Source organism: Winogradskyella sp. 3972H.M.0a.05 (assembly GCF_040493455.1).
In the GTDB taxonomy this organism is placed as follows: Bacteria; Bacteroidota; Bacteroidia; order Flavobacteriales; family Flavobacteriaceae; genus Microcosmobacter.
In genome coordinates this window covers 712,760-737,103 of sequence record NZ_JANFDA010000001.1, presented here as the reverse complement: position 1 = coordinate 737,103, position 24,344 = coordinate 712,760, and the positions used below count along the sequence as shown (strand labels likewise).

At 34.8% G+C, this 24,344-nt stretch carries 28 protein-coding genes; 20 read left to right on the top strand and 8 right to left on the bottom strand.

The window, feature by feature from the left end:
* Positions 1-48: 48 nt before the first annotated feature.
* Positions 49-786, top strand: a complete 738-nt coding sequence (locus NCE97_RS03350) for a hypothetical protein (protein ID WP_353777450.1) — start codon at positions 49-51, stop codon at positions 784-786.
* A gap of 46 nt (positions 787-832) precedes the next feature.
* Complete coding sequence (locus tag NCE97_RS03345) at positions 833-2,923, top strand: S46 family peptidase (protein WP_353777449.1); 2,091 nt, start codon at positions 833-835, stop codon at positions 2,921-2,923.
* On the opposite strand, the gene NCE97_RS03340 is transcribed toward NCE97_RS03345, so the two are convergent.
* Positions 2,920-3,390: a very short patch repair endonuclease gene (locus tag NCE97_RS03340; RefSeq protein WP_353777448.1), complete on the bottom strand. Its 471-nt coding sequence runs from the start codon at positions 3,388-3,390 to the stop codon at positions 2,920-2,922. The genes NCE97_RS03345 and NCE97_RS03340 overlap by 4 nt on opposite strands.
* A gap of 25 nt (positions 3,391-3,415) precedes the next feature.
* Between NCE97_RS03340 and NCE97_RS03335 the strand changes: the two genes are divergently transcribed.
* The gene (locus NCE97_RS03335) at positions 3,416-4,198 is read left to right on the top strand and encodes an Eco47II family restriction endonuclease (RefSeq protein ID WP_353777447.1); all 783 of its coding nucleotides are present in this window, start codon (positions 3,416-3,418) and stop codon (positions 4,196-4,198) included.
* Positions 4,199-4,362: 164 nt separating this feature from the next.
* Positions 4,363-5,088 carry a PmeII family type II restriction endonuclease gene (locus NCE97_RS03330; protein ID WP_353777446.1) on the top strand — a complete coding sequence of 242 codons (726 nt, stop codon included), beginning with the start codon at positions 4,363-4,365 and terminating at the stop codon, positions 5,086-5,088.
* Here NCE97_RS03330 and dcm read toward each other — a convergent pair.
* Both dcm and ahcY read right to left on the bottom strand, forming a co-directional pair.
* A complete protein-coding gene (gene dcm / locus NCE97_RS03325; RefSeq protein WP_353777485.1) occupies positions 5,022-6,305 on the bottom strand; it encodes a DNA (cytosine-5-)-methyltransferase in 1,284 nt (427 codons plus the stop codon). The two genes, NCE97_RS03330 and dcm, sit on opposite strands and share 67 nt — an antisense overlap.
* Before the next feature lie 139 nt (positions 6,306-6,444).
* A complete protein-coding gene (ahcY, locus tag NCE97_RS03320) occupies positions 6,445-7,761 on the bottom strand; it encodes an adenosylhomocysteinase (protein WP_353777445.1) in 1,317 nt (438 codons plus the stop codon).
* A 66-nt stretch (positions 7,762-7,827) separates the two neighbouring features.
* Here ahcY and NCE97_RS03315 point away from each other — a divergent pair, with 66 nt between their 5' ends.
* From NCE97_RS03315 to NCE97_RS03280, 8 genes are all read left to right on the top strand, one after another.
* A complete protein-coding gene (locus tag NCE97_RS03315) occupies positions 7,828-8,454 on the top strand; it encodes a 4'-phosphopantetheinyl transferase family protein (protein WP_353777444.1) in 627 nt (208 codons plus the stop codon).
* On the top strand, positions 8,454-9,197 hold the full coding sequence (locus NCE97_RS03310; RefSeq protein WP_353777443.1) for a phosphoglycerol geranylgeranyltransferase: 744 nt from the start codon (positions 8,454-8,456) through the stop codon (positions 9,195-9,197). The genes NCE97_RS03315 and NCE97_RS03310 overlap by 1 nt, the downstream gene beginning before the upstream one ends.
* Positions 9,181-9,441 (top strand): thiamine-binding protein, encoded by a 261-nt coding sequence (locus NCE97_RS03305; RefSeq protein WP_353777442.1) that lies wholly within the window; start codon positions 9,181-9,183, stop codon positions 9,439-9,441. The genes NCE97_RS03310 and NCE97_RS03305 overlap by 17 nt, the downstream gene beginning before the upstream one ends.
* Positions 9,425-10,057, top strand: coding sequence for a nicotinamide riboside transporter PnuC (gene pnuC, locus NCE97_RS03300; protein ID WP_353777441.1), 633 nt, complete (start codon positions 9,425-9,427; stop codon positions 10,055-10,057). Before NCE97_RS03305 ends, pnuC begins: the two co-directional genes overlap by 17 nt.
* Entirely contained in the window at positions 10,018-10,578 is a 561-nt protein-coding gene (locus tag NCE97_RS03295; protein ID WP_353777440.1) for an AAA family ATPase, read from the top strand. Before pnuC ends, NCE97_RS03295 begins: the two co-directional genes overlap by 40 nt.
* 5 nt (positions 10,579-10,583) lie before the next feature.
* The gene (locus tag NCE97_RS03290; RefSeq protein WP_353777484.1) at positions 10,584-12,137 is read left to right on the top strand and encodes a DUF4301 family protein; all 1,554 of its coding nucleotides are present in this window, start codon (positions 10,584-10,586) and stop codon (positions 12,135-12,137) included.
* Positions 12,137-12,544: an alternative ribosome rescue aminoacyl-tRNA hydrolase ArfB gene (gene arfB, locus NCE97_RS03285; RefSeq protein WP_353777439.1), complete on the top strand. Its 408-nt coding sequence runs from the start codon at positions 12,137-12,139 to the stop codon at positions 12,542-12,544. Before NCE97_RS03290 ends, arfB begins: the two co-directional genes overlap by 1 nt.
* A 267-nt stretch (positions 12,545-12,811) precedes the next feature.
* Positions 12,812-14,992: a TonB-dependent receptor gene (locus tag NCE97_RS03280; protein ID WP_353777438.1), complete on the top strand. Its 2,181-nt coding sequence runs from the start codon at positions 12,812-12,814 to the stop codon at positions 14,990-14,992.
* Positions 14,993-15,033: 41 nt separating this feature from the next.
* On the opposite strand, the gene NCE97_RS03275 is transcribed toward NCE97_RS03280, so the two are convergent.
* On the bottom strand, positions 15,034-15,465 hold the full coding sequence (locus NCE97_RS03275; RefSeq protein WP_353777437.1) for a hypothetical protein: 432 nt from the start codon (positions 15,463-15,465) through the stop codon (positions 15,034-15,036).
* Positions 15,466-15,602: 137 nt separating this feature from the next.
* Between NCE97_RS03275 and greA the strand changes: the two genes are divergently transcribed.
* Both greA and NCE97_RS03265 read left to right on the top strand, forming a co-directional pair.
* Positions 15,603-16,076: a transcription elongation factor GreA gene (greA, locus tag NCE97_RS03270; protein ID WP_353777436.1), complete on the top strand. Its 474-nt coding sequence runs from the start codon at positions 15,603-15,605 to the stop codon at positions 16,074-16,076.
* A gap of 83 nt (positions 16,077-16,159) precedes the next feature.
* Positions 16,160-16,552, top strand: coding sequence for an HIT family protein (locus NCE97_RS03265; protein WP_353777435.1), 393 nt, complete (start codon positions 16,160-16,162; stop codon positions 16,550-16,552).
* Positions 16,553-16,576: 24 nt separating this feature from the next.
* Here the strand turns inward: NCE97_RS03265 and NCE97_RS03260 are convergent, their stop codons facing one another.
* Positions 16,577-17,143 (bottom strand): hypothetical protein, encoded by a 567-nt coding sequence (locus NCE97_RS03260; protein WP_353777434.1) that lies wholly within the window; start codon positions 17,141-17,143, stop codon positions 16,577-16,579.
* A gap of 52 nt (positions 17,144-17,195) precedes the next feature.
* Complete coding sequence (locus tag NCE97_RS03255; RefSeq protein ID WP_353777433.1) at positions 17,196-18,359, bottom strand: sensor histidine kinase; 1,164 nt, start codon at positions 18,357-18,359, stop codon at positions 17,196-17,198.
* Between the two features lie 124 nt (positions 18,360-18,483).
* Between NCE97_RS03255 and NCE97_RS03250 the strand changes: the two genes are divergently transcribed.
* From NCE97_RS03250 to NCE97_RS03240, 3 genes are read left to right on the top strand one after another with little or no spacing between them, the layout of a single operon-like run.
* Complete coding sequence (locus NCE97_RS03250) at positions 18,484-19,353, top strand: flavin reductase family protein (protein WP_353777432.1); 870 nt, start codon at positions 18,484-18,486, stop codon at positions 19,351-19,353.
* Positions 19,354-19,368: 15 nt separating this feature from the next.
* Entirely contained in the window at positions 19,369-19,746 is a 378-nt protein-coding gene (locus NCE97_RS03245; RefSeq protein ID WP_353777431.1) for a DUF3127 domain-containing protein, read from the top strand.
* A gap of 6 nt (positions 19,747-19,752) precedes the next feature.
* The gene (locus NCE97_RS03240) at positions 19,753-20,268 is read left to right on the top strand and encodes a DUF2480 family protein (protein WP_353777430.1); all 516 of its coding nucleotides are present in this window, start codon (positions 19,753-19,755) and stop codon (positions 20,266-20,268) included.
* 47 nt (positions 20,269-20,315) lie between these two features.
* Here NCE97_RS03240 and lysM read toward each other — a convergent pair whose 3' ends face one another.
* Both lysM and NCE97_RS03230 read right to left on the bottom strand, forming a co-directional pair.
* Positions 20,316-20,810: a peptidoglycan-binding protein LysM gene (gene lysM / locus NCE97_RS03235; protein WP_353777429.1), complete on the bottom strand. Its 495-nt coding sequence runs from the start codon at positions 20,808-20,810 to the stop codon at positions 20,316-20,318.
* Positions 20,811-20,971: 161 nt separating this feature from the next.
* A complete protein-coding gene (locus NCE97_RS03230) occupies positions 20,972-21,919 on the bottom strand; it encodes a nicotinic acid mononucleotide adenyltransferase (protein ID WP_353777428.1) in 948 nt (315 codons plus the stop codon).
* Positions 21,920-22,092: 173 nt separating this feature from the next.
* Between NCE97_RS03230 and NCE97_RS03225 the strand changes: the two genes are divergently transcribed.
* From NCE97_RS03225 to NCE97_RS03215, 3 genes are read left to right on the top strand one after another with little or no spacing between them, the layout of a single operon-like run.
* The gene (locus NCE97_RS03225) at positions 22,093-23,091 is read left to right on the top strand and encodes an NAD(P)H-dependent glycerol-3-phosphate dehydrogenase (RefSeq protein ID WP_353777427.1); all 999 of its coding nucleotides are present in this window, start codon (positions 22,093-22,095) and stop codon (positions 23,089-23,091) included.
* A gap of 16 nt (positions 23,092-23,107) precedes the next feature.
* Positions 23,108-23,674: a hypothetical protein gene (locus tag NCE97_RS03220; protein WP_353777425.1), complete on the top strand. Its 567-nt coding sequence runs from the start codon at positions 23,108-23,110 to the stop codon at positions 23,672-23,674.
* A gap of 46 nt (positions 23,675-23,720) precedes the next feature.
* Positions 23,721-24,344, top strand: a complete 624-nt coding sequence (locus tag NCE97_RS03215) for a hypothetical protein (RefSeq protein ID WP_353777424.1) — start codon at positions 23,721-23,723, stop codon at positions 24,342-24,344.

The window sequence follows — 24,344 nt, the reverse complement described above, 5'->3', positions numbered from 1 at the left end:
TACATCATCATAAAACAAATAATTACATTTCTCTTCGTTTCAATCTTATTGGTCAACTGCAAAAAAACGGTTGACAAAGAACATGCTACAGAAATTGCACGTCCAGAAACCACTATTGTTGAAGTAGATAGTACACTAATAGATAGTACTAAGCTGGGATTGAACTTTAAAACCAAAGGAAACTATGATGTATTGCTCTCTGCAATTCAATCTGATAAAGTATATTTTAAATCACAACTTCAACAAAATGAAACGAAAGCTATAGATAGTGCTTCAGCTTATCTTAAAGACAAATTACTTAATCACCTAGTTCCACATTGGTATGGAACAACTTGGGACTTCAATGGTCATACAAATATTCCAAATGATGGTGAGATTGCTTGCGGTTATTTTGTATCTACAACATTAAAGCATTTGGGTTTCAATCTAAATCGTTACAAAATGGCGCAGCAGGCTGGTCTTATTGAAGCGCAAATGCTTCAACCAAAGTCTGAACTTAAGATTTACTCTAATCTTTCTTTTAAAGCTTTAAAAGCTAAACTCAATTCAACCTATGAAGATGGACTCTACTTTGTTGGTTTAGACAATCATGTTGGCTATGTCTTTATTAAAAACGATGAACTTTACTTCCTTCACTCTAGTTATTGCGATAATAAAGTGCTTATAGAATTGGCCGAGCATTCTTATTGTTTTCAATCTAATATCTATGTATTTGCTGAAATTACAACCAACAGAGCTCTTGCAAAAAAATGGATTTTAGATACCCGATTATCTATTCCAAATTAATGGATTGCTTTATTATCTTTGAAAGACATTCAAAACCAATTGACTTATGAAATTTTTTAGACTTCTTTTTCTCTTTGTAACCATTCAGATTTCCGCACAACAAGGAGGCATGTGGATACCTTCACTCTTAGAAGGCATGAATGAAAACGACATGCAAACGTTGGGTAGCAAGCTGACTGCACAAGACATCTATGATGTTAATAACTCTAGTCTCAAAGATGCGATAGGTCATTTTAATGGTGGCTGTACCAGTGAAGTTATTTCGCCTAAAGGATTGTTGCTTACCAATCACCATTGTGGTTATGGTCAGATACAATCGCATTCATCATTAGAAAATGATTATCTCAAAGATGGTTTTTGGGCGATGAGTCTAAGTGAAGAATTGCCAAACGAAGGGCTTTATGTTGAGTTCATAGTCAGTATTCATGATGTTACACAAGATGTTTTGGTCGCTATCGATGATAGTATGGATGCTCGAACCAAACAATCAACCATAGATCGAAATAGTAATGCTATTATGAAAGGTTGGAAAAAGGAAGACTGGCAGACACTAAAAATAAGACCATTCTACAAAGGCAATCAGTATTTCTTATTTGTTACTGAGCGTTTCGAAGATATTCGTCTGGTTGGTGCGCCACCAAGTAGCATTGGTAAGTTTGGGAGTGATACAGACAATTGGGTTTGGCCTAGACATACAGGAGATTTTTCAATCTTCAGAATTTATGCAGACAAAAACAATCGTCCTGCAAAGTACAGTACGGATAATGTGCCGTACACGCCAAAACACTACCTGCCAATATCTTTAGATGGTGTCGAGGAAGACGATTTTACAATGGTTTTTGGATTTCCAGGAAGAACCAATGAGTACTTACCAGCTGTTGCTGTAGAACAAATAACACAAAAGGTAAACCCAAGCAATATTGCCATTAGAGAAGCTGCATTAAAAGTTATTGATGCCAATATGAAGTCTGACGATAAAATTCGAATTCAATATGCATCCAAGCAAGCCAGAATTGCCAACTCATGGAAGAAGTGGATTGGTGAAAACCTTGGGATTGCAAAAAGTGGTGCTATTGATATAAAACGTGAAGCAGAAGCTGAGTTTGCTAAACAAGTCAAGGCAAAAGGTCTTGAAACTGAATATGGAAACTTACTTTCTGATTTTGACAAACTATACAAGGAATTTGAAAGTATCAATGTGAAGCGTGGCAACTTCGTTGAAGTCTTTATTAGAACCAATGAGTTAATGCAAGTCATGTTTAGGATGTATCAAATGGAAATACAGTTGAAACGAAATCCTGATCGTTTTGAAACCCTAAAAGAAAGTATGACATCTCGACTAAAAGGCACTTTTAAAAATTATAATGTCAATGTTGACAAAGGTGTATTTGAAGCTGTAATGCCTTTATATACTGATACTATTGATGCATCCATTTACGACAATACAGCTTTTACGAGTTTGGATAGTGCTTTAAGCATGCTTGAAGGTAGTGCTGAAGACGTGATGAAAAGACTCAATGCTGATACGGCTTATCAATATGCAAAACCATTTGTAGAGGAGTTTTACAGTACAATAGAACCTGAATGGCAACAAAAGAACACTCAAATTAATGCAGTACAAACCAAGTACATGAAAGCCTTAATGGAAGTGGTTCCAAGCGAACGTTATTTCCCAGATGCTAATGGAACACTTCGAGTTACATATGGTAAAGTCAATGGCTATGCACCAAGAGATGCTGTGTACTATACTCATGTTACATATCTTGATGGAGTTATGGAAAAATATGTGCCTGGCGACTATGAATTTGATGTTCCTGAAAAGTTGAGAACACTCTACAACAATAAAGATTATGGACAATATGCTGATAGCAATGGTAAGTTGCCTATCTGCTTTATTGGTACAAACCATACAACTGGTGGGAACTCTGGAAGCCCAGCCATCGATGCGAATGGAAATCTTGTTGGATTAAATTTTGACAGAGTTTGGGAAGGTACCATGAGCGATATCTATTATGACCCTGAAATTTGCCGAAACATTATGGTCGATTTGCGTTATGTGTTGTTTATTATTGATAAATATGCTGGTGCTAAGCACCTCATCGAAGAAATGGAATTAGTACATCCGAAGAAGGACTAATTAAAACTTCCTGTCTGCAAATACACCATCACATCGTTGATACAAGTCTTTAGGTCTTGCTTTATCTCGTGTTCCCAAAACCTAAAAATAGTATAGCCCATAGCTTGTAGTTTATCATTGACTTCTAGGTCGCGTTGTATATTGCGTTCAATCTTTGGGATCCAAAAGGCACGATTACTTTTTATATTCAGTTTTCGTTCTTCCCAATTATGACCATGCCAAAACTCCCCATCTATAAAGATAGCGAGCCTATATTTTTTTATCGACACATCTGGCTTTCCTGGTAACGATTTTGTATGCACTCTGTAACGAACATTTTTCCGCCACAATGCTTTTCTAAATAAAAGTTCTGGTTTGGTATTCTTGGATTTGATTCTACCCATTTGTTTAGATCGCCTCTTTGTGGTATAAAACCCTGAAGCTTCATTGAAACGAGGAACTTTTATTTTTTTATATTCGTAACCCATAGAAATCCTTCTAAAATAACTATTAATGAGCCATTTAGAAAATAATTATTTAGATTATGTGAGTGACAAACATTTATTGCAATGTATTTCTAATCTTTATAATTCCTATATACAAGCTAAGACAGAAAAGACTTCCACAATTCCTAAATTCTATAGAAATAAGGTTGACACTTTTAAGTTGACTTTTGATTTAAAATTCAATAATCTCAGTGAAGAAGATTTAATCAAGTTTGAAGTATCTCGGCAAATTGACAAGTCGATAAATAATGCTATAGGAACATTTCATGAAGAAATTTTAGGAGGTATTAAAGGATTTAGCAATGGAAAGCTTAGTGGTTATGATATTAAAGCTGATGACAATTCTCTTTTTGCTGAAATAAAGAACAAACATAACACTATGAATAGTAGTTCTGCGGAAAGTGTTTTTCAAAAATTAGAGCAATTTGCTAATGATAATCAACAAGCTAAGTGTTATTTGGTTCAGACATTAGCCAAAAAAAGCTTTAAAAAAAAATGGGAAGCAACAATTAATAAAACGCCATATAGGCACGATAGAGTCTTTATGATTTCTGGGGATAGGTTTTATGGCCTTTTAACAGGGGACGAAAATGCACTTTTTAAGTTATACGAGGTACTACCAAAAGTTATCGACGATTTCTTAGCGACTAATGGCGAATCTGTTACCGAATCTTATAATATTCTAGAACAAATATCAAATAATGCTTTAGTCTCTAGGAGAAATATTTTGGATGAAATTTCATTTCAAAACTTTGGCTATTATCAAGGCTTCGATTCTTTAAACAGTTAGAACTTTGTTTCCTGTTTTCAACAAAAAACATTCTATTTCATTCAAAAACTAACGATTTAACAACCATTATTTGAACGTTTTGTAAAACCCAAAATCTTTATCAAAGCGAGGAGCTTTATTTTTTATATTCGTAACTTATTGACATTTAAATGCGAAAAACAAAAATGGATGATCAACAGAGAATTAAAATTCTTAACAATGCCAAAGATTTTTTTAGAAATGAAATAGTAAACTCTCATCTTGAAGGTGCTACTAAAAGAGCAAGTTCTCTTAAATCATATAAGATTAATCCGTTTTTATTAGCCTATTTAGCAAATTTTCTAGAAGGGACTTCTACTCCTGAGAGTTTTGCCAAAGCTCTTGTTTTTCCTCGCTTATTAAGTACATCTATTACCACTACTTTTGGCAATAAGGCGCAAAAAATGATTTCAGAGCTATTTGATGGTATGATGGGATCTGTTGTTCAAGGAATAGATATAGAATTTATAGATGCTTATGATGGCAGGAAAAAATATTGTCAGCTAAAGTCCGGTCCAAATACTATAAATAAAGATGATGTAAAAACAATAATTGATCACTTTCAATCGGTTCAAAATTTAGCCAGAACTAATAACTTAGACCTAAGAGTTGATGATATGATTATTGGTGTTCTGTATGGTGAAACAAACGAATTAAGTTCTCACTATAAAAAGATCAACGATCGTTTCCCTGTGATAATAGGCAAAGAATTCTGGAGTCGTCTTACTGGAAAAGAAAATTTCTATTTTGAAATAAGCAATGCCATAGGGCAAGTTGCATTAGAAATTGACGGAAGTGAAAAGCTTCAAGAAACCATAGATACCTTGGCTGATGAAATTCGCAAAGTATTTCCTTCAGATACATTTTCATAATCGTTCAAAAAACTAACAATTGAATATCCTATTTCTTTTGCTAAGTTAACTGGTACAGCATTCCCTATTTGTTTGTATTGCTGAGATACAGAACCTTCAAAATGCCATTCATCGGGAAATGTTTGAATCCTTGCATATTCTCTAACTGTAAATGGTCTTGTTTCGTCGGGATGACAACGCTCTGTTTGTTTTTGAGCTGGGCTACAAGTTAATGTCAAACAAGGTTCATCCCACCCAATTCTTCTCGCCATTCCTGTTTTCCCTCCTCCTAAATAAAAGCTTTTCTGCATATATTCTTTCTGAATATCCAAAGGCAAATCCCTCCAATAACCTTTTGGAGGAACTAAATCTAGAACTTTCTTTTTGTGGTCTGGATATAAGGCACCTTTAGATTTTGGTACTTTCTTATTAAATAACTTTCCTTTTTTTAAAGCGTCTTTTAAAGTATAGATTTCAGAAAAAGGTTTTGGGTAACTATAATCAACTTCAATATCTTTTCTTACAGCAGCCAAAATTAGTCGTTCTCTTTTCTGAGGCACATTGTAATGGATTGCCTTTAAGACTTCTACTGGAGCAACCACGTTATATCCAATCTCATCTAAAATAGAAATCATTCCTTCTAATGTCCTCCCTTTATCATGATTTAAAAGCCCTCTAACATTTTCGCCTATACATATCTTTGGCTGTACTTCTTTAATTACTCTAGCAAACTCGTAAAACAAAGTTCCTCTTGCATCTTTTAGTCCCAATTTCTTTCCTGCATAACTAAATGCTTGACATGGAAACCCTCCTGTTACCACATCTACTTCGCCTTTGTAGCCTGAAAAGTCAATCTCTTTAATATCTCCTTCAACAATATCCCACTCAGGTCTATTTTTTCTAAGTGTTTGACAAGCCCACTTGTCGATCTCATTTAAAGCTTTACATTTTAAGCCTGCTTGTTCCAGTCCTAAGGCCAAACCTCCCGCACCTGCAAATAATTCTAAAACTGAATAATCCTTATTTGGTACTACAAAATTCCCTTCATCAAGTTTATCAAAAAACCTTTTAAATTCAGGAAAGACCTCTAGTTGTTCTTTATTGTAAACTCTATAATCACTCATAGGTTCTCTAACAGCAATTAACTTGCCTTGATTATCCCATCGTCTTAATGTTTCAGGATTTTTACCTAGAATTTCAGCAGCTTCAGAAATCGAATAACTCTCTTTTATAACCATATTATACAACATTACACATGGTTACAAAAATAAAATAGTTTTTCACTAAACCAAATAATAGTTTTCAACAAAAAATCCCAAACATTTCTGCTTGGGATTTTGTTCTATATGGGATGCTGAAACAAGTTCAGCATGACAATTAATATCTATAATACTCTGGCTTAAAAGGCCCTTCAACCTTAACACCAATATAGTCTGCTTGCTCTTCTCTAAGTTCAGTTAATTCAACACCAATCTTAGCCAAGTGAAGCTTCGCTACTTTTTCATCTAAGTGCTTCGGTAACATATACACTTTGTTCTCGTAGCTCTCAATGTTATTCCAAAGCTCTATTTGTGCTAGAGTTTGGTTCGTAAAAGAGTTACTCATTACAAAGCTTGGGTGACCTGTTGCACAACCAAGATTTACCAAACGCCCTTCAGCAAGGATAATGATGTCTTTACCATTTACAGTGTACTTATCCACTTGAGGCTTAATTTCAACCTTGGTATCACCATGGTTGTCATTTAACCAAGCCATATCGATTTCATTGTCAAAGTGACCAATGTTACAAACAATAGCCTTGTCTTTTAACGCTTCAAAATGACGTCCTTGTACGATGTCTTTGTTTCCTGTCGTTGTAATTACAATATCAGCATTACCAACAACAGTTTCTAAGCGCTTTACTTCAAAACCGTCCATAGCTGCTTGTAATGCACAGATTGGATCAATTTCAGTTACAGTAACGATACTTCCAGCACCTCTAAACGAAGCAGCAGTTCCTTTACCAACATCTCCATAACCACAAACAACAACACGCTTACCAGCTAACATAATGTCTGTTGCACGACGAATTGCATCTACAGCACTTTCTTTACAACCATACTTGTTATCGAACTTAGACTTAGTCACTGAATCGTTAACATTGATTGCCGGTAATGGTAAAGTTCCTTTTTCCATACGCTCATATAATCTATGAACTCCAGTAGTCGTTTCTTCAGAAAGACCATTGATTCCTGGAACTAGTTCAGGATACTTATCCAAAACCATATTAGTTAGGTCTCCACCATCATCTAGGATCATATTCAATGGTTGTCTGTCTTCTCCAAAGAATAAGGTCTGCTCAATACACCAATCGAATTCTTCCTCAGTCATGTCTTTCCAAGCATATACTGGTGTTCCAGCTTCTGCAATTGCTGCAGCTGCTTGATCTTGAGTTGAGAAAATATTACAAGAACTCCAAGTCACTTCAGCTCCTAGAGCTTGTAGAGTTTCAATTAATACAGCAGTTTGAATCGTCATGTGAAGACATCCAGCAATACGAGCTCCTTTAAGAGGTTGAGAATCTTTGTATTCTTCTCTAAGGCTCATTAATCCTGGCATTTCAGCTTCTGCCAATTCAATCTCTTTTCTTCCCCATGCTGCAAGCGACATATCCTTTACTTTGTAAGGTACGTAAGGAATTGTTTTTGTATTCATAATTATATCTTTGTATATATCTATATTTGCGAGTGCAAAGATAACTATTAACTTTCAGAATATTAAATGCCTTTATATAAAACGCTCAATCCCAACTCACAAACTTGCGTTAAAATCTGGAAGATTGCAGAGTCTTACGAGGAATTGATAGGTAAATCATCCTTGAGACCTGAAAGTCTGGAGCGCTTACAAGGCATGAAAAGTGAATTGCATCAACGTGGCTTTTTGAGCGTGAGACATCTACTCAGGGAATTTGGTTATACCGACCAAGACTTATACTACGATGATCATGGAAAACCACACCTAAAAGATGGAAAACACATCTCAATAACGCACTCGTTCAATTTTTCTGCAGTCGTTGTTAGTGATGCTATTGTTGGCATTGATATTGAAATGCAACGCGATAAGATTACAAGAATCGCTCGAAAATTTATCGATTATGAATTCGATTATTTGGATGCTAATCATTCAGAATATGTAAAAAAACTAACCGTAATTTGGTGCATCAAAGAGACACTTTACAAACTCTATGCAACACCTGGACTCAGTTTCAAACAACATACGCTTGTCATTCCGTTTACTTTAGATGAATCAAATACTTCTGCTTGGATAGATTTTGATACCAAGTCAAAATATATGGCAGATTTTTTAGAGTTTGAAGGGTTTACATGTGCTTATACATTACCTGCTTAATGACAAGCTATCAAAACATATTAGATTCTAAGTCTTCTAACCAAAGATTGTTAGCTGTTCTCATCGACCCAGATAAGATAGTACTACATAATGTTGAGCATTTTATCAGCAAGCTAAATGCTTCGATAACTACACATATTTTTGTTGGTGGTAGTGATGTTGAAGACACTAAAACTGATGTCTTGGTTAGAGAAATAAAAAAATGGACAACGCTGCCTGTGATTTTATTTCCTGGCGATGTCAGTCAGATTACTTCCGAAGCTGATGCTATTCTGTTTTTATCATTGATTTCTGGTAGAAACCCAGATTATCTTATTGGTAAGCATGTGGAGGCCATTTCTAAACTTGAAAGTACTACTTTGGAAGTAATTCCTACGGGTTATATTCTTGTTGAAAATGGCAAGCAAACCGCAGTCGAAAGAATCTCTCAAACCAAACCACTTTCAAGAGACAACATTGAACATATCGCCAACACGGCAAAAGCTGGTGAACTCTTAGGCATGAAGCTTATTTATCTTGAAGCTGGTAGTGGCGCTATTCACCCCATAAATAAAGACATTATAGAACAGGTAAAAGCCAAGCTCTCCATTCCATTGATTGTTGGTGGTGGCATTAAAACCAAAACCCAGTTAGAAGATGCTTATGTTGCTGGCGCTGATTTGGTTGTTATTGGGACTGCTTTCGAAAATGATGAAAGCTTCTTTGAAGAACTAAAAAAACCTCAAAATGAAAATATCTGTTGAATTGACCTTAACACCACTTCAAAATACTTTTGAAGATCCCATTATAGAGTTTATTAAAACCTTAAGAGCTTCCGAATTTAAAGTCTTAGAGAATCCTTTGAGCACACAAATCTATGGCGATTATGATGCTTTAATGCCTTATCTCAACAAGGCGATAAAAGATAGTTTTGAAGCTTTGGATAATGTAGTTTTAAGTATGAAAATTGTAAAAAGCGATCGTAGCGACTATGAACCAAATTTTTGATTTCTTTTTAGATGCTTATAAAAGCGCTCCTACATATGCAATCATATTAGAAGCTATTGCTTTTGTATTCGGCATTGCTAGTGTCTGGTATGCTAAGAAGGAAAATATATTAGTTTATCCAACTGGTTTAGTTGCTACAGTAATTACCGTCTATCTTTTATATAAAGCTGAATATTTTGGAGATATGATGATGAACTTCTACTATTCTGTGATGAGCATTTATGGATGGTGGAATTGGTCTAGAAAGAAGAATAATAAATATGTAGTGCCTATATCTCGAACAAATACAAAAGAAAAATGGATTGGCTTTGGTATGTTCTTAATGACAATATTAGTCACATTCTTGGTATATAAAGGCTTTGATAAAACAATAGCTATAGAAAACTATATTGATATTTTCACTTCAGGTATTTTCTTTACAGCAATGTGGTATATGGCCAATAAGAAAATTGAAAATTGGACGTTATGGATTTTTGCAGACCTTATTACAGTTCCTTTATACGCCTATAGAGGTTTAGGCATGCTATCGCTTCAATATTTAATCTTTACTATTTTAGCAATTCAAGGATATATTGCATGGAAGAAACACTTAAGCAACAACCTTCAAACTGTATAAAAGTAGTTTTATTTGGCCCTGAATCTACAGGAAAAACTACACTTGCCCAACAGTTAGCCAGACATTACAATTCTGTTTGGGTGCCAGAATATGCAAGAGAATATCTTCAAGATAAGTGGAATAATGAGCGTAAAACTTGTGAACCTCATGATTTGCTCCCAATCGCTCTAGGTCAGATGAGATTAGAGAATGATTTAGCACAAAAAACAGATACAGTTTTAATATGTGATACCGATCTTCTTGAAACCAAAGTATATTCCGAAGTATACTATTCTGGAACTTGCGATCCATTGCTGGAAAAATATGCCTTAGAAAATACATACGATCTCTACTTTTTAACTTATATTGACACGCCTTGGGAAGCAGATGATTTGAGGGACAAACCCAATGAAAGAGAGGAAATGTACAATGCGTTTAAAGATGCATTAATAAGTACCAACAAACCATTTGTAGTCCTGAAAGGAAATAAAAAAGAACGCTTACAAAAAGCCATTGATCACATAGATCAACTAATGCAGTAATGATTATGACATTTAACGAAAATGATCTTAAACAAATAGAGAAAAAAGGCATCACACTTCAAGACGTGAATCGTCAAATACAACTTTTCGAAAAGGGGTTACCTTTTGTAAACCTAAAAGAAGCAGCAACACTCTCTGATGGTATCGTAAAAATTGAAAAAGACAAAGAACAGGCTTTCATAGATCTTTTCGAAAATAAACGTCCAAATCTGTCTATTACAAAGTTCGTTCCTGCATCTGGAGCAGCCACTAGAATGTTTAAGTTTCTCTTTAGCTTTTTAAAAAAATACAAACCAAATAACGGCACTATAAATTCTTATATCAATAAGAATAAAGCCAATGACATGTCTTTGTTTTTGGTTGGAATGGAAAAATTGCCTTTTTATGATAAAGTTCTTCAAAAAACCAGGGATCAACATTCTGATTACGAAGACTACTCCAACGATAAAAGAATAATGGCTTTTATCACTACGATGTTAGATATCGATAAACTAAACTTTAGTTTCTACCCTAAAGGGTTATTACCATTCCATAAATATAAAGACCATGTCGCAACAGCATTTGAGGAGCATCTTTTTGAGGCTGCTTTATACGGATCTTCAAATCAGGAGGCAAACCTTCATTTTACCATATCCGAGCAGCACAATCATATTTTTGATGAAGAATTTAAGCGTATTGAAGAAATTGTAGAAGAAAAAACAAATACAAAATTCAACATATCATTTTCTTATCAGAAACAATCTACAGACACCATTGCCGTAACTGCAGACAATGAACCGTTCCGCAATTCAGATGGAAGCTTATTATTTCGTCCATCGGGTCATGGTGCTTTGTTAGAAAACTTAAATGATCTTGATGCTGATATCGCTTTCATAAAAAACATTGACAATGTTGTAGTCTATAAGTACGAACAAGATGTTGCTTATTATAAAAAACTTCTTGGTGGTATTCTGCTAGAATTACAATCTCAAGCTTTTGAATATTTAGAATTACTAGACTCTGGTTCAGTAGATGAAGAGAAGATTATAGAAATTGCAGAATTTCTTACTCAAAAACTAAATGTGGACTTAAGCGAGGAGTTCGAAAAATATGCAACAAAGTATCAAATAGAATATCTACATGACAAGCTGAATCGTCCATTACGAGTTTGTGGTATGGTAAAGAACGAAGGAGAGCCTGGTGGTGGTCCGTTTTGGGTAAAGGATGAGCGTGGTTATACCTCGCTTCAAATTGTAGAATCTGCTCAAATCAATAAAAAAAATAAGCTGCAAAAAGCCATCTTAGTAAACTCAACCCATTTCAACCCTGTAGATTTAGTTTGTGGTCTTAAAAACTATAAAGGTAAATCCTTTGACCTGAAAAAGTTTGTTGACCCAAAAACTGCCTTTATAAGCATGAAAACAAAGACAGGAAAGGATATCAAAGCCTTAGAACTTCCTGGACTATGGAATGGCAGCATGGCTTATTGGAACACTATTTTTGTTGAAGTGCCTTTAGTCACCTTTAATCCTGTAAAGACTGTCAATGACCTCTTGAAAGCACAACACCAAATTACCTAATGTACTCTATTAGTGATCTTATTTCTGAACTGAAATTCAAAGCCATTCGCAGCTCTGGAAAAGGTGGCCAACATGTGAATAAAGTATCCTCCAAAGTTGAGTTAAGCTTCAACCTAAATACTTCTAAAGTGTTTTCTGATGAAGAAAAACAACGCCTTTTGCAATCACTTCAAAATAGATTTGCCAATGAAGGTGTATTAATACTTCAATGCGACGAATCTAGAAGTCAACATCAAAACAAGACTATAGTAATTCAACGATTTCTCAAACTCATTGAAGAAGGTTTGGTGGTTAAGAAGCCAAGAAAAGCTACAAAGATTCCTAAGGCAGTAATTGAAAAACGCTTAAAAAGCAAACGATTAAAATCCGATAAAAAAGCCTCTCGCAAAAAACCAGATATTGATTAACTAATAGTTGTTAATTATTATTAATGGCATATCTTTGCACCGTTCTCAAAAAGGGGTGCCAAAAAGTGGCTGAGATCATACCCAATGAACCTGGAACAGGTAATGCTGTTTAGGGATTACGAACATCAAGAAAACGTTCGGTGAACGTTTTCAGTGAGTGCAGAAAAAGGCTTTAGTATTTTTCCAAACCCACAAATTGATGTTCATAAATTATTTTACTAACAATAAGAATAATGACCTCTTTTTATTCGATTATAATTAATCGTAATGAAAAAATTATTTCATGTTCTTGTGGTGTTTATTGTATCATTCTACACCTATTCACAAGACAAAAAACAAGACTCAACCAAGGTTGAAAAACTAGATGAAGTCCTCGTAAAAGCCGTTAGAGTCGATGCGACTTCGCCAATCACTCACACTAATGTGACTAAAAAAGAAATCTCTAAACGAAATCTTGGACAAGATGTCCCAGTATTACTCAACTTCTTGCCTTCAGTAGTAACTACTACAGATGCTGGTGCTGGTATAGGCTATACAGGCATTAGAGTAAGAGGTATTAGTGCCCAATCTACCAATATCACTATAAACGGAATTCCGTACAACGATGCTGAGTCATTAGGAACCTTTTGGGTAAACCTAGGTGACTTTGCCTCATCAATAGAAAGTCTTCAGTTGCAGAGAGGTGTAGGTACCTCAACAAATGGCTCAGGTGCATTTGGTGCAAGTATCAATATTCTAACTGATGCTGTTTCAGATAAAGCAAACGGAGAAATTTCTAATTCCTTTGGGAGTTATAATACTAGAAAACATACGGTGAAGTTTAGCACAGGTTTAATGAATAATCATTTCGAAATTGCTGGTCGACTTTCCAATATTGTTTCAGATGGCTATATCGATAGAGCTTCAACCGATTTAAAATCCTATTATCTACAAGGATCTTATGTGGATGATAATACGCTGATTAAGGCCATTACTTTTGCTGGGCAAGAGGTAACCTATCAATCCTGGTTTGGTATTGATGAAGCGACATTGCAAAGCAACAGAACCTTTAATCCTGCTGGTCAGTATACTGATGATGATGGTAATACTAGGTTCTACGATAATGAAGTAGACAACTACAATCAAGATCATTACCAACTTCACTGGAACCAACGTTACAATAACCGTTGGTCTACGAATTTGGGTCTAAACTATACTTATGGTCGTGGCTATTTTGAGCAATTTAGAGAAGATGATGATTTTGACACTTATGGTTTTGAGCCACTAACTGTAAATGGTGAAACGGTAACTACCACAGACTTAATCCGTCGTCGCTGGTTAGACAATGATTTTTATGTGATCAATGCTAGTGCCAACTATAAGAACAATAATTTGGATATGATCTTTGGTGGGTCATACAGTCACTACAATGGAGATCATTTTGGTGAAGTTATTTGGGCTGAATTTGCTAGTCAAAGCGAAATCAGAGATCGTTATTACGATGGTAATAGCCGTAAAAATGACTTGTCTGTATTCTCAAAAGCGAATTATAGAGTTAATGAAAAGATTCGATTATACGGAGACCTTCAAGTTAGAAATGTAACCTATAAGACTACTGGAACTTCATCTGATGTTATTCCTTTTGAAGTTGATAAAAACTTTACGTTTTTCAATCCTAAAGCGGGAATCACTTATCAATTGAACACCAATAACGACTTATACTTTTCGTATGCCAGAGCAAATCGCGAACCAAATAGAACTGATTTTGAAAGTAATGAAGGTATAGAGCCGGAACAGCTTAATGATTTCGAACTTGGTTGGAGACACCGTGAAGGAAACTTCAGTTTTAATGCCAATGCCTACTATATGCATTATAATCAACAATTAGTACTTTCTGGTCAGCTGGATGATGTAGGAAATCCTATAAGAACCAACAGTGGTGAAAGTTATCGTTTAGGGTTAGAGTTAGAGGCTATTATTCCGGTGACAAAGACCTTAACTCTACAGCCAAATATGACTCTAAGCTCTAACAAGAATAAAGAAACATTTGCTTCTATAGATGGTGTATTGAGAAACTTAGGCAAGACCAATATTTCATTTTCACCAGAATTTATAGCAGCTAACGCTATTGTATTTCAACCTGTAAAAGATTTACAAGTATCATTCTTAAGTAAATATGTTGGTGAACAATTTATGGGTAACACCGATTCTGATGTTTCAAAATTGGATAGTTACTTTGTAAATGACTTGAATATTATCTACGAAATAGAAACCAATTCTATTTTTAAGTCTATTATACTAACTGGCTTAGTCAACAATATCTTTAATGAAAAGTATGTTTCTAATGGATATTACTTCACTTTTGATGATGATTTCAGTAATCCAGGAACAATTACTACTGTAGAAGGTGCAGGCTTTTATCCACAAGCTACGACCAACTTCTTAATAGGTGCAACGTTAACGTTTTAAACAAAAAAGAGGATTGTTAAATAACAATCCTCTTTTCATTTTTAGTTACTTATTAGCAGAGAATTTCCGCCTTGCTGAATCCTGTAAGGTTTCAGTCCACAGCTCAATCCTTCTGTAAGCGGTAATCCTGTATTAATATCATATTTGTTTTCGTCTTCACAATTACTAGTTGCAATAGTGCCTTGGACTGTCATGATGGAACATGTCTGAAACACACGGTTAGGATCAGCATTGTCCCAAGCCACAAATGAGTCTCCAAAGTTTCTCATCACAATAAGACCTCCTACACCCTGACCTGGTATCACCACCGGATTTTGAGGGGTCAACAAATTTTGAAACTGAGGAAGCGCAAGGTTTACTTCAAAATTAACTAGCACATTTGGTAAAAGCCCACAATTGTTGTTGCCGTTATCATCACTTTGGCAACTTATTAGTGTAAGAATCATTACAAATAGTAGTCCCAACTTTTTCATATCATCACTTTTTTTGAGGTGTGCAATTTACAATAAATTAAAGCTTACCGTAAATATTTTGTATATTTGCATAGTAATCTCGTGTGAGCGAGATTTTTTGTGTTTATATGAGCACACAAATTTAAAACGATGAAGTTATGAGTAACGTATCTTATTACACTGAAGAGGGGCTAAAAAAATTAAGAGAAGAATTAAATTATCTTAAGGATGTTGAGCGTCCAAAAGCATCGCAAGCTATTGCTGAGGCTAGAGATAAAGGAGACTTAAGTGAAAATGCTGAATATGATGCTGCCAAAGAAGCTCAGGGTATGTTAGAAATGAGAATTTCTAAAATGGAAACGACCTTAGCTAATGCAAGAATCATAGATGAGTCGCAATTAGACACTAGTAAAGTATTGGTTTTATCTACTGTGAAGTTAAAAAACCAAATGAATGGCATGGAAATGTCGTATACTCTAGTGGCTGAAAGTGAAGCTGATTTAGCGTCAGGAAAAATCTCTGTTAATTCTCCTATTGGAAAAGGGCTTTTAGGGAAGTCTGTAGGCGATACTGCTGAAATCCAAGTGCCTAATGGTGTTATAAAATTCGACATCTTAGAAATAACAAGATAGAACGCTTTCACAAATAAATTTTTAAAAAGATTCCTATTCTCATAGGAATCTTTTTTATTTTTATCCTAACCTATCGTAACTCAATGGCTTCAATATTCACTAAAATAATTCAAGGTGAAATCCCTTGCTATAAGGTGGCAGAAACTGATGATTTCCTTGCTTTTTTGGACATTAATCCAAATGCAAAAGGTCATACGCTATGCATTCCGAAGAAAGAAGTAGATAAGATTATGGACTTGGATGAAGAGACCTATATTGGTCTTATGCGTTTTGCTAGAACCGTTGGTATTGCTATTGAAAAAACGATTCCTTGTAATCGTGTTGGGATGACAGTTATTGGTTTGGAAGTGCCTCATGTACATGTGCACCTAATACCTTTGAATTCTATGGAAGATGCACGTTTTCTTTCTAAAGAAACGCTTTCCAAAGACGATTTTGAAGCTGTGGCAAAAGCGATAAACTCTAATTTAGAATAAAAGAAATCAGATGACTATTGCTTTTCAAGGAAAAAAATACCCTCTAGCTTTCAAAACACCATTCTTTTTTAATTGAAATAAATCTTCGATATAATGCCCATACACTGCTGTGGCTTTATCTCCATTTATTTCAAAGTATGGTTCAGGGAATAAATCCTTTGACATCTCCTTTCTGTATTTACTTAAATCAAACTCTACTGCGGGTTCAAAATCAATCTTAACTGGCTCAATTGTAGTATGTTCGTTATAAATGTGGTTATAATCATAAAGCGCATAAGTCCCTGCCCATTCCCCTCCTTTAGTTTTATAAAGTGCAGAATATTGATATTTTGAATGATAAAATTTGCCATCTATTTTCACAACATAAAGTAGTACATGCTTATAGTTAGAAAATGGAGGTATTCCATAATGATCATAGGCTTCAAAAGCTATTACGTCCAAATTCAATCTACCATATACCTGTTCCAGGATTCTATACTTTGCTTTAAAAGCACGATCCATTAACATCTCTTTAGGCTGGAATTCTTTTACTTCTATTTTTTCCCCAACAAATACATATATTTCTTTATCCTGTCCTGTAAAATTGCTCACACTAAAACTTAAAAGAAGAAGAATTATGAAACGCATTTCTGATGAATTATTATTAATGATTTCTTTTCAAACTGATTTGCATCGTCGTACCTTTTCCAATTTCAGAAGAAAGCACTTTTATGCGTCCATCGTGGTAATCTTCAATTATACGTTTTGCCAGTGATAATCCTAATCCCCAGCCACGCTTTTTACTGGTAAATCCAGGTTCAAAAATCTTAGAAAATTGAGTTTTAGGAATCCCTTTACCAGTATCTGTGATATTAATTTTCACATATTTATCAGAGTTCAAAATCTCTACTTTCAACTTCCCTTTACCCTTCATCGCATCGATAGCATTTTTAACCAGGTTTTCAATGGTCCAACTATATAATTGTTGATTGAGGTTAACCATAATTGACTCTTCTGGTGCATCAATCTCAAAATCTATCAATTTTGAAGATCTAGTCTTTAAATAGTCATAAGATAGTTGTGTCTCTTGTACAACATCTACAGTTTCTAGTGTTGGAATAGACCCTATTTTACTAAAACGATCTGTTATGGTTTGCAGACGAGTAATATCTTTTTCTATTTCTGTGATGTATTCGTCCTTAACATTTTCAGATTTAAGTATTTCTGTCCAGCCAACCAGAGAAGACAAGGGTGTTCCTATTTGATGCGCTGTTTCTTTTGCCATTCCGGTCCACAGCTTGTTTTGTTCTGCATTTTTTGTACTTCTATAGAAGAAATACACAACACCAGCAAACAGTAGAATAATAAGAATTAATGCTAATGGATAATACTTCAATTTGTTCAACAAAGGAGAATTCCCATAGTACAGTTTTCCTCTTTCTTTGTTTAGTAATTCCACTTCCAAAGGAATATTTTCGGACATTAATTGATTCATTATTTTTAGAGTAGCAGATGGGCTCTGTACCTCAGAACTATCAATGTTTCTAAAGCTTATAATACCATTATTTTTATCTAGTAAAAGCATTGGAGCCGTCATCGTAGTATCTAGTACAATCTTTTCTGCTATAACATTAATATCTGCTTCTGGATCAATTAAATTACTTGAAAACTCTTCATACGAGAATGTCCAAGTTTCCATTTTTGTACGCTCTTCAGCTTTAAATTTTTGAAAGAACGAATAGGTGTTCCATAAGATGAGTGAAATAATGATAAAGGAAGCCAGGATAATCAGCCAACGGGTTAGGTTTCTATTAAAAGATAGTGTCATTAACTATAGTTTTCAATCCTAAATATAATGCTATTATAACAATAATATTGCTCAGGAAGTTTAGGCTTATAAAACTTTTAACTTTAGACACGAAACGATACCTTTGTGCAAATTCATTTTACCAATGATTTCATTAGATCCTAAAGACCTTTCAACAGGACGATTACATGGTCATTTATTGAGTACTGTTGCACCAAGACCAATAGCTTTTGCAAGCACTATAGATGAAGAAGGACGACCAAATTTATCGCCTTTTAGCTTCTTTAATGTGTTTAGCGCTAATCCTCCTGTAATGATTTTTTCTCCTGCAAGGCGTGTTAGAGATAATACGACTAAGCATACGCTCGAAAATGTGGAATCGATCAAGGAAGTGGTGATCAATGTGGTGAACTATGATATTGTTCATCAAATGTCATTGAGTAGTACGGAATATCCTGAAGGTGTTAATGAATTTGAAAAGGCTGGTCTTACAATGCTCGAATCTGATGTTGTAAAACCTTTTAGAGTTGCTGAATCTCCAGTACAATTTGAATGTAAGGTCAATGATGTTGTGAAGTTAGGAACTGAAGGTGGCGCAGGTAATTTGGTAATTTGTGAAGTTGTAAAATTACACATCAGCAAGGACGTTATGAATGATGACGAGACTATAAATCAAGAAAAACTTGATTTGGTTGCCAGAGCTGGCGGCAGTTATTACAGCAGAGCTAAAGCAGGCTTTTTCGAAATTCCTAAACCGCTTAGAACTCTTGGAATTGGTGTTGATAATATGCCAGAACATGTTAAGGACAGCATGATTCTTACTGGGAATGATTTGGGAATGCTGGGTAATGTAGAGGCATTGCCAAACCAAAAAGATATCGATGCTTTTATTGATGACGTTAGTGAGCGTTATCCAGATATAAAAGCAATGTCGCATAGAGAGAAGCACAAGATTGCCAGAAACTTTTTAAGCTATGGTGATGTAGAGAGTGCATGGAAATTATTATTAAGTTAAATACATACATATTAAATGGAAATTCAAGGAAGAGTAAAAGTGATTGGAGAAACCCAAACGTTTGGAAGTAACGGGTTTAGAAAGCGTGAAATAGTGATCACTACAGAGGAGCAATATCCTCAACACATTATGGTAGAATTTGTTCAAGATAAAACAGATTTATTGAATAACTACCAAGTTGGTCAGATGGTGAAAATCAGCATCAACCTAAGAGGAAGAGAGTGGGTAAATCCACAAGGAGAAACAAAGTATTTTAACTCAATACAAGGTTGGAGAATCGAAAATCTTCAAGCTGAAGCGCAACCAGAAGGTATGCCTCCAGTACCACCAGCTGATGCTTTTGAACCAGCAGGTGATTTGAACGAAGATGATCACGATGATCTACCTTTCTAAAAAACAATGAGCAACGCCGAGGAACATATTGTCAATAGAGTCGCAAAAAGCCCTCTAAAAGTTATTGATCTGGAGGATTATTATCCAGATGGAGAACGTGCGCTATTCGATATTAAAGATTGGCTATATGAAGGTTTTGTGCTTCGCGAGAAGGATTTTAGAGCAGCCGTAAAGCAACACGATTGGTCGCAATACAAAGATGCTTATGTGGCACTGACATGTAGTTCTGATGCTATAGTGCCCATTTGGGCCTATATGCTTATTACTGTTTCATTGGAGCCTTATGCGAAGTCTGTACTTATTGGTGATTTAAATACTCTGGAAACTTCAATATATCAGGATATCATTACAAATCTCAATATTGAAGATTATAAAGATGCGCCTCTGATTATTAAGGGCTGTTCTAATAAGCCTATACCAGACAGTGCTTATCTAATGCTAACTGAACGCCTGAAACCTATTGCCAAATCCATCATGTATGGTGAGGCTTGTTCGGCGGTTCCGCTTTATAAAAAGAAATAAAAAAGGAGGCTTTAAAGCCTCCTTTTCTTCATATATATATCTAGCAATTAATCTAGATTCGGGATTCTAAGTACTTGCCCTGGATATATTAAATTAGGGTCTTTCAGCATTGGTTGATTTGCTGTGAAAATCGCGTTGTATTTCATGGCATCTCCATAATAGTGCTTAGCAATTTTGCTTAATGTATCTCCGCTTTCAACCGTATGAAATTGTGCTTCTGGCTCTGTATGTTCAACCGTCATTAAATCTTCTACAGAAGCAATTCCAGCAGAGTTACCCAATACCAAAACAACTTTTTCTTTTGTAGATTGATCGTAAGCCATTCCAGAGACTGTTACTCTATCATCATCTACAAGAACGCTTAAGTCTTTAACCTCTAGGCTAAGATCTCTTATGGTTTCTTCTAGTCGTCTTGCCATTGCAGCTTCTTCTGCTAATTCAGCAGCTTCAGCAGCAGCTTTTTTTGCTGCAGCTTCTTCCTCTTCGTTTTTACCTCCAAAAATCGCAGAACCTGCCGCTTTAATAAATGAAAATAAGCTCATTCGTTTGTGTGTGTTTTAAGTTAATATTGATTAAGGTTGTGTATCCTTCTATTCTTTAGACACACAAAATCGTGTTGAAGTCACATTTTATAGAAAAAGAAAACGCTCAAACCGAATGGAATTCGGATGAGCGTTCTCGAAACTAAATAACCAACCAAAATTTAGCCTCTACTATTCTCTCTAGGGTTATCCTTCTTCTCAGTCTTTTGTTTACGTTTCTTAGGCTTGTCTTTAAATTCAGTTACTCTTCCACTCGTATCAGACTCTCTCAAAAACTGAATGTAGCCTCTTCCTGTAAACTCATATATCGTTCCTGAAGAAGGATGGTACAACTCTATCGTTGCATCATTAATAACGCTTAGATCAAAACTTTCATTATCGAAGAAATCATAATCTAATGTTAATGTTTTTAAATACATATTGCCTGGGACATCTCCTACTCCATATACACCTGTATAATCCCATATAATGTCATTAAGATTTATTGGCGGAATATCTTGCGAACTTCTAAATGTAGAATCGTTTCCACCAGATAAAAACTGTAAATAGTTTTCGTTGTCAAACTCATTCAATACTCCCATTTCGCTCGTGTATGTCTTTTCCCACGCTTCATATTCTTGCAAGAAATAATGGATGTTATCATAGAATACAAAATCGTAATCGAAGTTGTTGATTTGGTATCCATTCAAGAAATAGGATGTATCATTAAACGGATTGTATAGTTCTATTGTATTGTTATCTATTTGATACACATCAAAGCTATCGTAACCATCTATTACATGATCTATATCCAGAATCATATCATAAGCATCGTAATTACCTATAGGAACTCCAAAACCATTACCTTGCTGGCCAAAGCCCACCAAATTATTATTTGCATACAGCACGCCATTTCTAAACGAAACCGTGAATGCTATTTGCAAGAAAGGTGTCTCGCCATACCCTATAGTTTCATTAATATCTACATACCAAAGATCGTAGGAGTTCAATAACTGGTTCAGGGAAATACCTGGGTTGTTATCAAAATCATCTACAATAACTTCCGTGTAGCAAGAGGTCAATAAGGTTGTAGTTAGTGCAAATCCTAAAAGTAATTTCAAAGTTCTCATAAGCTAAGTTTTTTGATTAATGACATCTCACCGAAGACTTTTATTAAGGGTAATCTTCTTGAGATTACAATACTAGTTTCAAAACCTGTGCCAAAAAAGCTAAAGCCTTGTTATAAAAGCATTGTAAGACCTATAATTTGTGTATTTTTGAGTAGACAAACTAACTACTATTTATGAGTTCATATAAGTACGCTGTTTTTGGTGCTGGAAGCTGGGCAACAGCTATCGTAAAAATGCTTTGTGAAAATGAGAATGAGATTGGTTGGTATATGCGCAGTGTGTACACCAAAGAGCATTTATTAAAGGAAAAGCACAATCCGAGCTATTTGAGCTCTGTGGAGTTTCATCTGGAGCAACTAAAGATTAGTAACGATATCAATGAAATAGCAGATTGGGCAGACGTACTCATCTTTGTGATTCCTTCTGCTTTTATTCATGCTGAACTCCAGAAACTAACCACAGATATTAAAGACAAAATTGTAGTGTCTGCCGTAAAAGGGATTATCCCAGAATCTGGCTTATTAGTTGGTGAACACTTCCATGATATTTACGGAATTGCTTTTGAAAATATTGGTGTCATCGCTGGACCTTGCCATGCTGAAGAAGTTGCTTTAGAACGCTTATCGTATTTGACCATTTCTTGTGCTGACGCTCAAAAAGCACAAGCCATTGCAGATTCTTTATCGAGTCGTTATATAAAGACCAAAATCAGTGATGATATAATTGGTACTGAATATGCCGTAATGCTGAAAAACATATATGCCATTGCCGCAGGAATTGCGCATGGTTTGGGCTATGGAGACAACTTCCAAAGTGTATTGATGAGCAATGCCATTAGAGAGATGAAGCGTTTCATAAAGAAAATGCACAAGATGAAACGCAATATCAATAACTCGGCTTATTTGGGAGATCTACTCGTTACTGGCTATTCGGTATTCTCTAGAAACCGAATGTTTGGAAATATGATTGGTAAAGGCTACACGGTAAAGTCTGCACAAATGGAAATGAACATGGTCGCCGAAGGTTACTATGCTACTAAAAGTGCTCATTTGCTCAACCAAAAAAACGAAAAGAAAACGCGTTTGCCTATTATCAATGCGGTTTATGACATCCTTTATGAAGGGAAAAACCCTAAAAAGGTGTTTAAAAAGCTAACTGAGAAGTTGGATTAAAGCATTACATAATTTAATGAGGAGAGCTGAAAATTTAGAAAACTTCTTATACAATCAAACTACTGAAGAATCACTTGCAAATTACTTTGGGTTAAAATATCTTCATACGAATGGTCACATTGTTAGAAACGAAAAAGGATGGCGTGACAATGAACTAGAAATAGATTATATCTGGATAGCAAAAATCAACTTATCGTTTAAAGAACCTCTTGGATTGATAACTATTAAGTACAATAAAAGTAGTTTCCGTGATATTCATAATCCAGAAAAACTTTCTCAAGCAATTTTTTTATTTAATGAAAATGGTAGTATAAAAGACATCTATTCTGAAGAGTTAATAAGCACAACCAATGACCCTATATGGAATATGAAAAATCTAAGTTTAGCTGATGATAATAGGAGTATAACTTTAGATGGTGTTTCTTACAATTATTGTATTATAACGCAAAATGTCAAAACTCAAATTATAGCAAATAACCCAAATAGCTCTGAATGGAAAAAATGGGAAAAAGAAATTTGGGATTTAGGGAAAAAACTCGCTGCTAGCTCTGGTAAAGAAAAAATAATCAACCTATTTAAATAAATCCCTTCATCACAACTATTCTTGTTCTTTTTTAAAAGAGTATTATATGAAAAAACTTCTTTCTTTTATTTTTAGTTTAGTTTTCATTCTTTATTCTTATTCACAAGAGTCACAAAATCAGAATCTAATTTTCACTGGAAAATCAATTGATGATGCCATCAAATTTGAAATAAAAATTAATTCTAAGGTTGAGAAAAACTATGCAACAATCGTATTAGCTCCAGAACTTTATCCATATGTAGATAAATACGAACTAGTTAATCCTAAACAAATATCAAGAGTATTACCAAAAAACATTCCTGCTAATGTCGAATATTTCTATGATAAAAATTCTAGAGAAATAAAGTACACATCATACAAATGGGCATTTATAAATAAAATTGACGACAAGACTTTGTTTGACAGGAAAAAACTTAAAGAATTAGTTGAAAAAGAATGTGGTGAACTTGAAACTTATACTAAGCTGTTTTCTGAATTAGAGGAAATAATTACTAAAAAATACGCTTTAGGGAAAAAGTCTGTTTTAGAAAACAAACCAAAAGACAAATTGATAGAGTGGGAGAATGCAAATTCTAAAGGAACTTTGAAGTTAGAATTTCAAGATTGTAGTAATAATAAAAATTTATTACCTGGATGGTTCGTAGTCAGCTTTATCGAATATTCAAAATAA

Excerpts from the sequence above, each read along its gene's own strand:
- NCE97_RS03225 (WP_353777427.1), top strand. The coding sequence starts at position 22,093 with ATGAGTTCATATAAGTACGCTGTTTTTGGTGCTGGAAGCTGGGCAACA.
- dcm (WP_353777485.1), bottom strand. The coding sequence starts at position 6,305 with ATGGTTATAAAAGAGAGTTATTCGATTTCTGAAGCTGCTGAAATTCTA.
- pnuC (WP_353777441.1), top strand. The coding sequence starts at position 9,425 with ATGAACCAAATTTTTGATTTCTTTTTAGATGCTTATAAAAGCGCTCCT.
- NCE97_RS03245 (WP_353777431.1), top strand. The coding sequence starts at position 19,369 with ATGGAAATTCAAGGAAGAGTAAAAGTGATTGGAGAAACCCAAACGTTT.
- NCE97_RS03255 (WP_353777433.1), bottom strand. The coding sequence starts at position 18,359 with ATGACACTATCTTTTAATAGAAACCTAACCCGTTGGCTGATTATCCTG.
- NCE97_RS03280 (WP_353777438.1), top strand. The coding sequence starts at position 12,812 with ATGAAAAAATTATTTCATGTTCTTGTGGTGTTTATTGTATCATTCTAC.
- NCE97_RS03340 (WP_353777448.1), bottom strand. The coding sequence starts at position 3,390 with ATGGGTTACGAATATAAAAAAATAAAAGTTCCTCGTTTCAATGAAGCT.
- NCE97_RS03275 (WP_353777437.1), bottom strand. The coding sequence starts at position 15,465 with ATGAAAAAGTTGGGACTACTATTTGTAATGATTCTTACACTAATAAGT.
- NCE97_RS03250 (WP_353777432.1), top strand. The coding sequence starts at position 18,484 with ATGATTTCATTAGATCCTAAAGACCTTTCAACAGGACGATTACATGGT.
- NCE97_RS03220 (WP_353777425.1), top strand. The coding sequence starts at position 23,108 with ATGAGGAGAGCTGAAAATTTAGAAAACTTCTTATACAATCAAACTACT.
- NCE97_RS03305 (WP_353777442.1), top strand. The coding sequence starts at position 9,181 with ATGAAAATATCTGTTGAATTGACCTTAACACCACTTCAAAATACTTTT.
- NCE97_RS03240 (WP_353777430.1), top strand. The coding sequence starts at position 19,753 with ATGAGCAACGCCGAGGAACATATTGTCAATAGAGTCGCAAAAAGCCCT.
- NCE97_RS03335 (WP_353777447.1), top strand. The coding sequence starts at position 3,416 with ATGAGCCATTTAGAAAATAATTATTTAGATTATGTGAGTGACAAACAT.
- NCE97_RS03310 (WP_353777443.1), top strand. The coding sequence starts at position 8,454 with ATGACAAGCTATCAAAACATATTAGATTCTAAGTCTTCTAACCAAAGA.
- NCE97_RS03315 (WP_353777444.1), top strand. The coding sequence starts at position 7,828 with ATGCCTTTATATAAAACGCTCAATCCCAACTCACAAACTTGCGTTAAA.
- NCE97_RS03215 (WP_353777424.1), top strand. The coding sequence starts at position 23,721 with ATGAAAAAACTTCTTTCTTTTATTTTTAGTTTAGTTTTCATTCTTTAT.
- NCE97_RS03230 (WP_353777428.1), bottom strand. The coding sequence starts at position 21,919 with ATGAGAACTTTGAAATTACTTTTAGGATTTGCACTAACTACAACCTTA.
- NCE97_RS03345 (WP_353777449.1), top strand. The coding sequence starts at position 833 with ATGAAATTTTTTAGACTTCTTTTTCTCTTTGTAACCATTCAGATTTCC.
- arfB (WP_353777439.1), top strand. The coding sequence starts at position 12,137 with ATGTACTCTATTAGTGATCTTATTTCTGAACTGAAATTCAAAGCCATT.
- NCE97_RS03265 (WP_353777435.1), top strand. The coding sequence starts at position 16,160 with ATGGCTTCAATATTCACTAAAATAATTCAAGGTGAAATCCCTTGCTAT.
- lysM (WP_353777429.1), bottom strand. The coding sequence starts at position 20,810 with ATGAGCTTATTTTCATTTATTAAAGCGGCAGGTTCTGCGATTTTTGGA.
- NCE97_RS03295 (WP_353777440.1), top strand. The coding sequence starts at position 10,018 with ATGGAAGAAACACTTAAGCAACAACCTTCAAACTGTATAAAAGTAGTT.
- ahcY (WP_353777445.1), bottom strand. The coding sequence starts at position 7,761 with ATGAATACAAAAACAATTCCTTACGTACCTTACAAAGTAAAGGATATG.
- NCE97_RS03290 (WP_353777484.1), top strand. The coding sequence starts at position 10,584 with ATGACATTTAACGAAAATGATCTTAAACAAATAGAGAAAAAAGGCATC.
- NCE97_RS03330 (WP_353777446.1), top strand. The coding sequence starts at position 4,363 with ATGGATGATCAACAGAGAATTAAAATTCTTAACAATGCCAAAGATTTT.
- greA (WP_353777436.1), top strand. The coding sequence starts at position 15,603 with ATGAGTAACGTATCTTATTACACTGAAGAGGGGCTAAAAAAATTAAGA.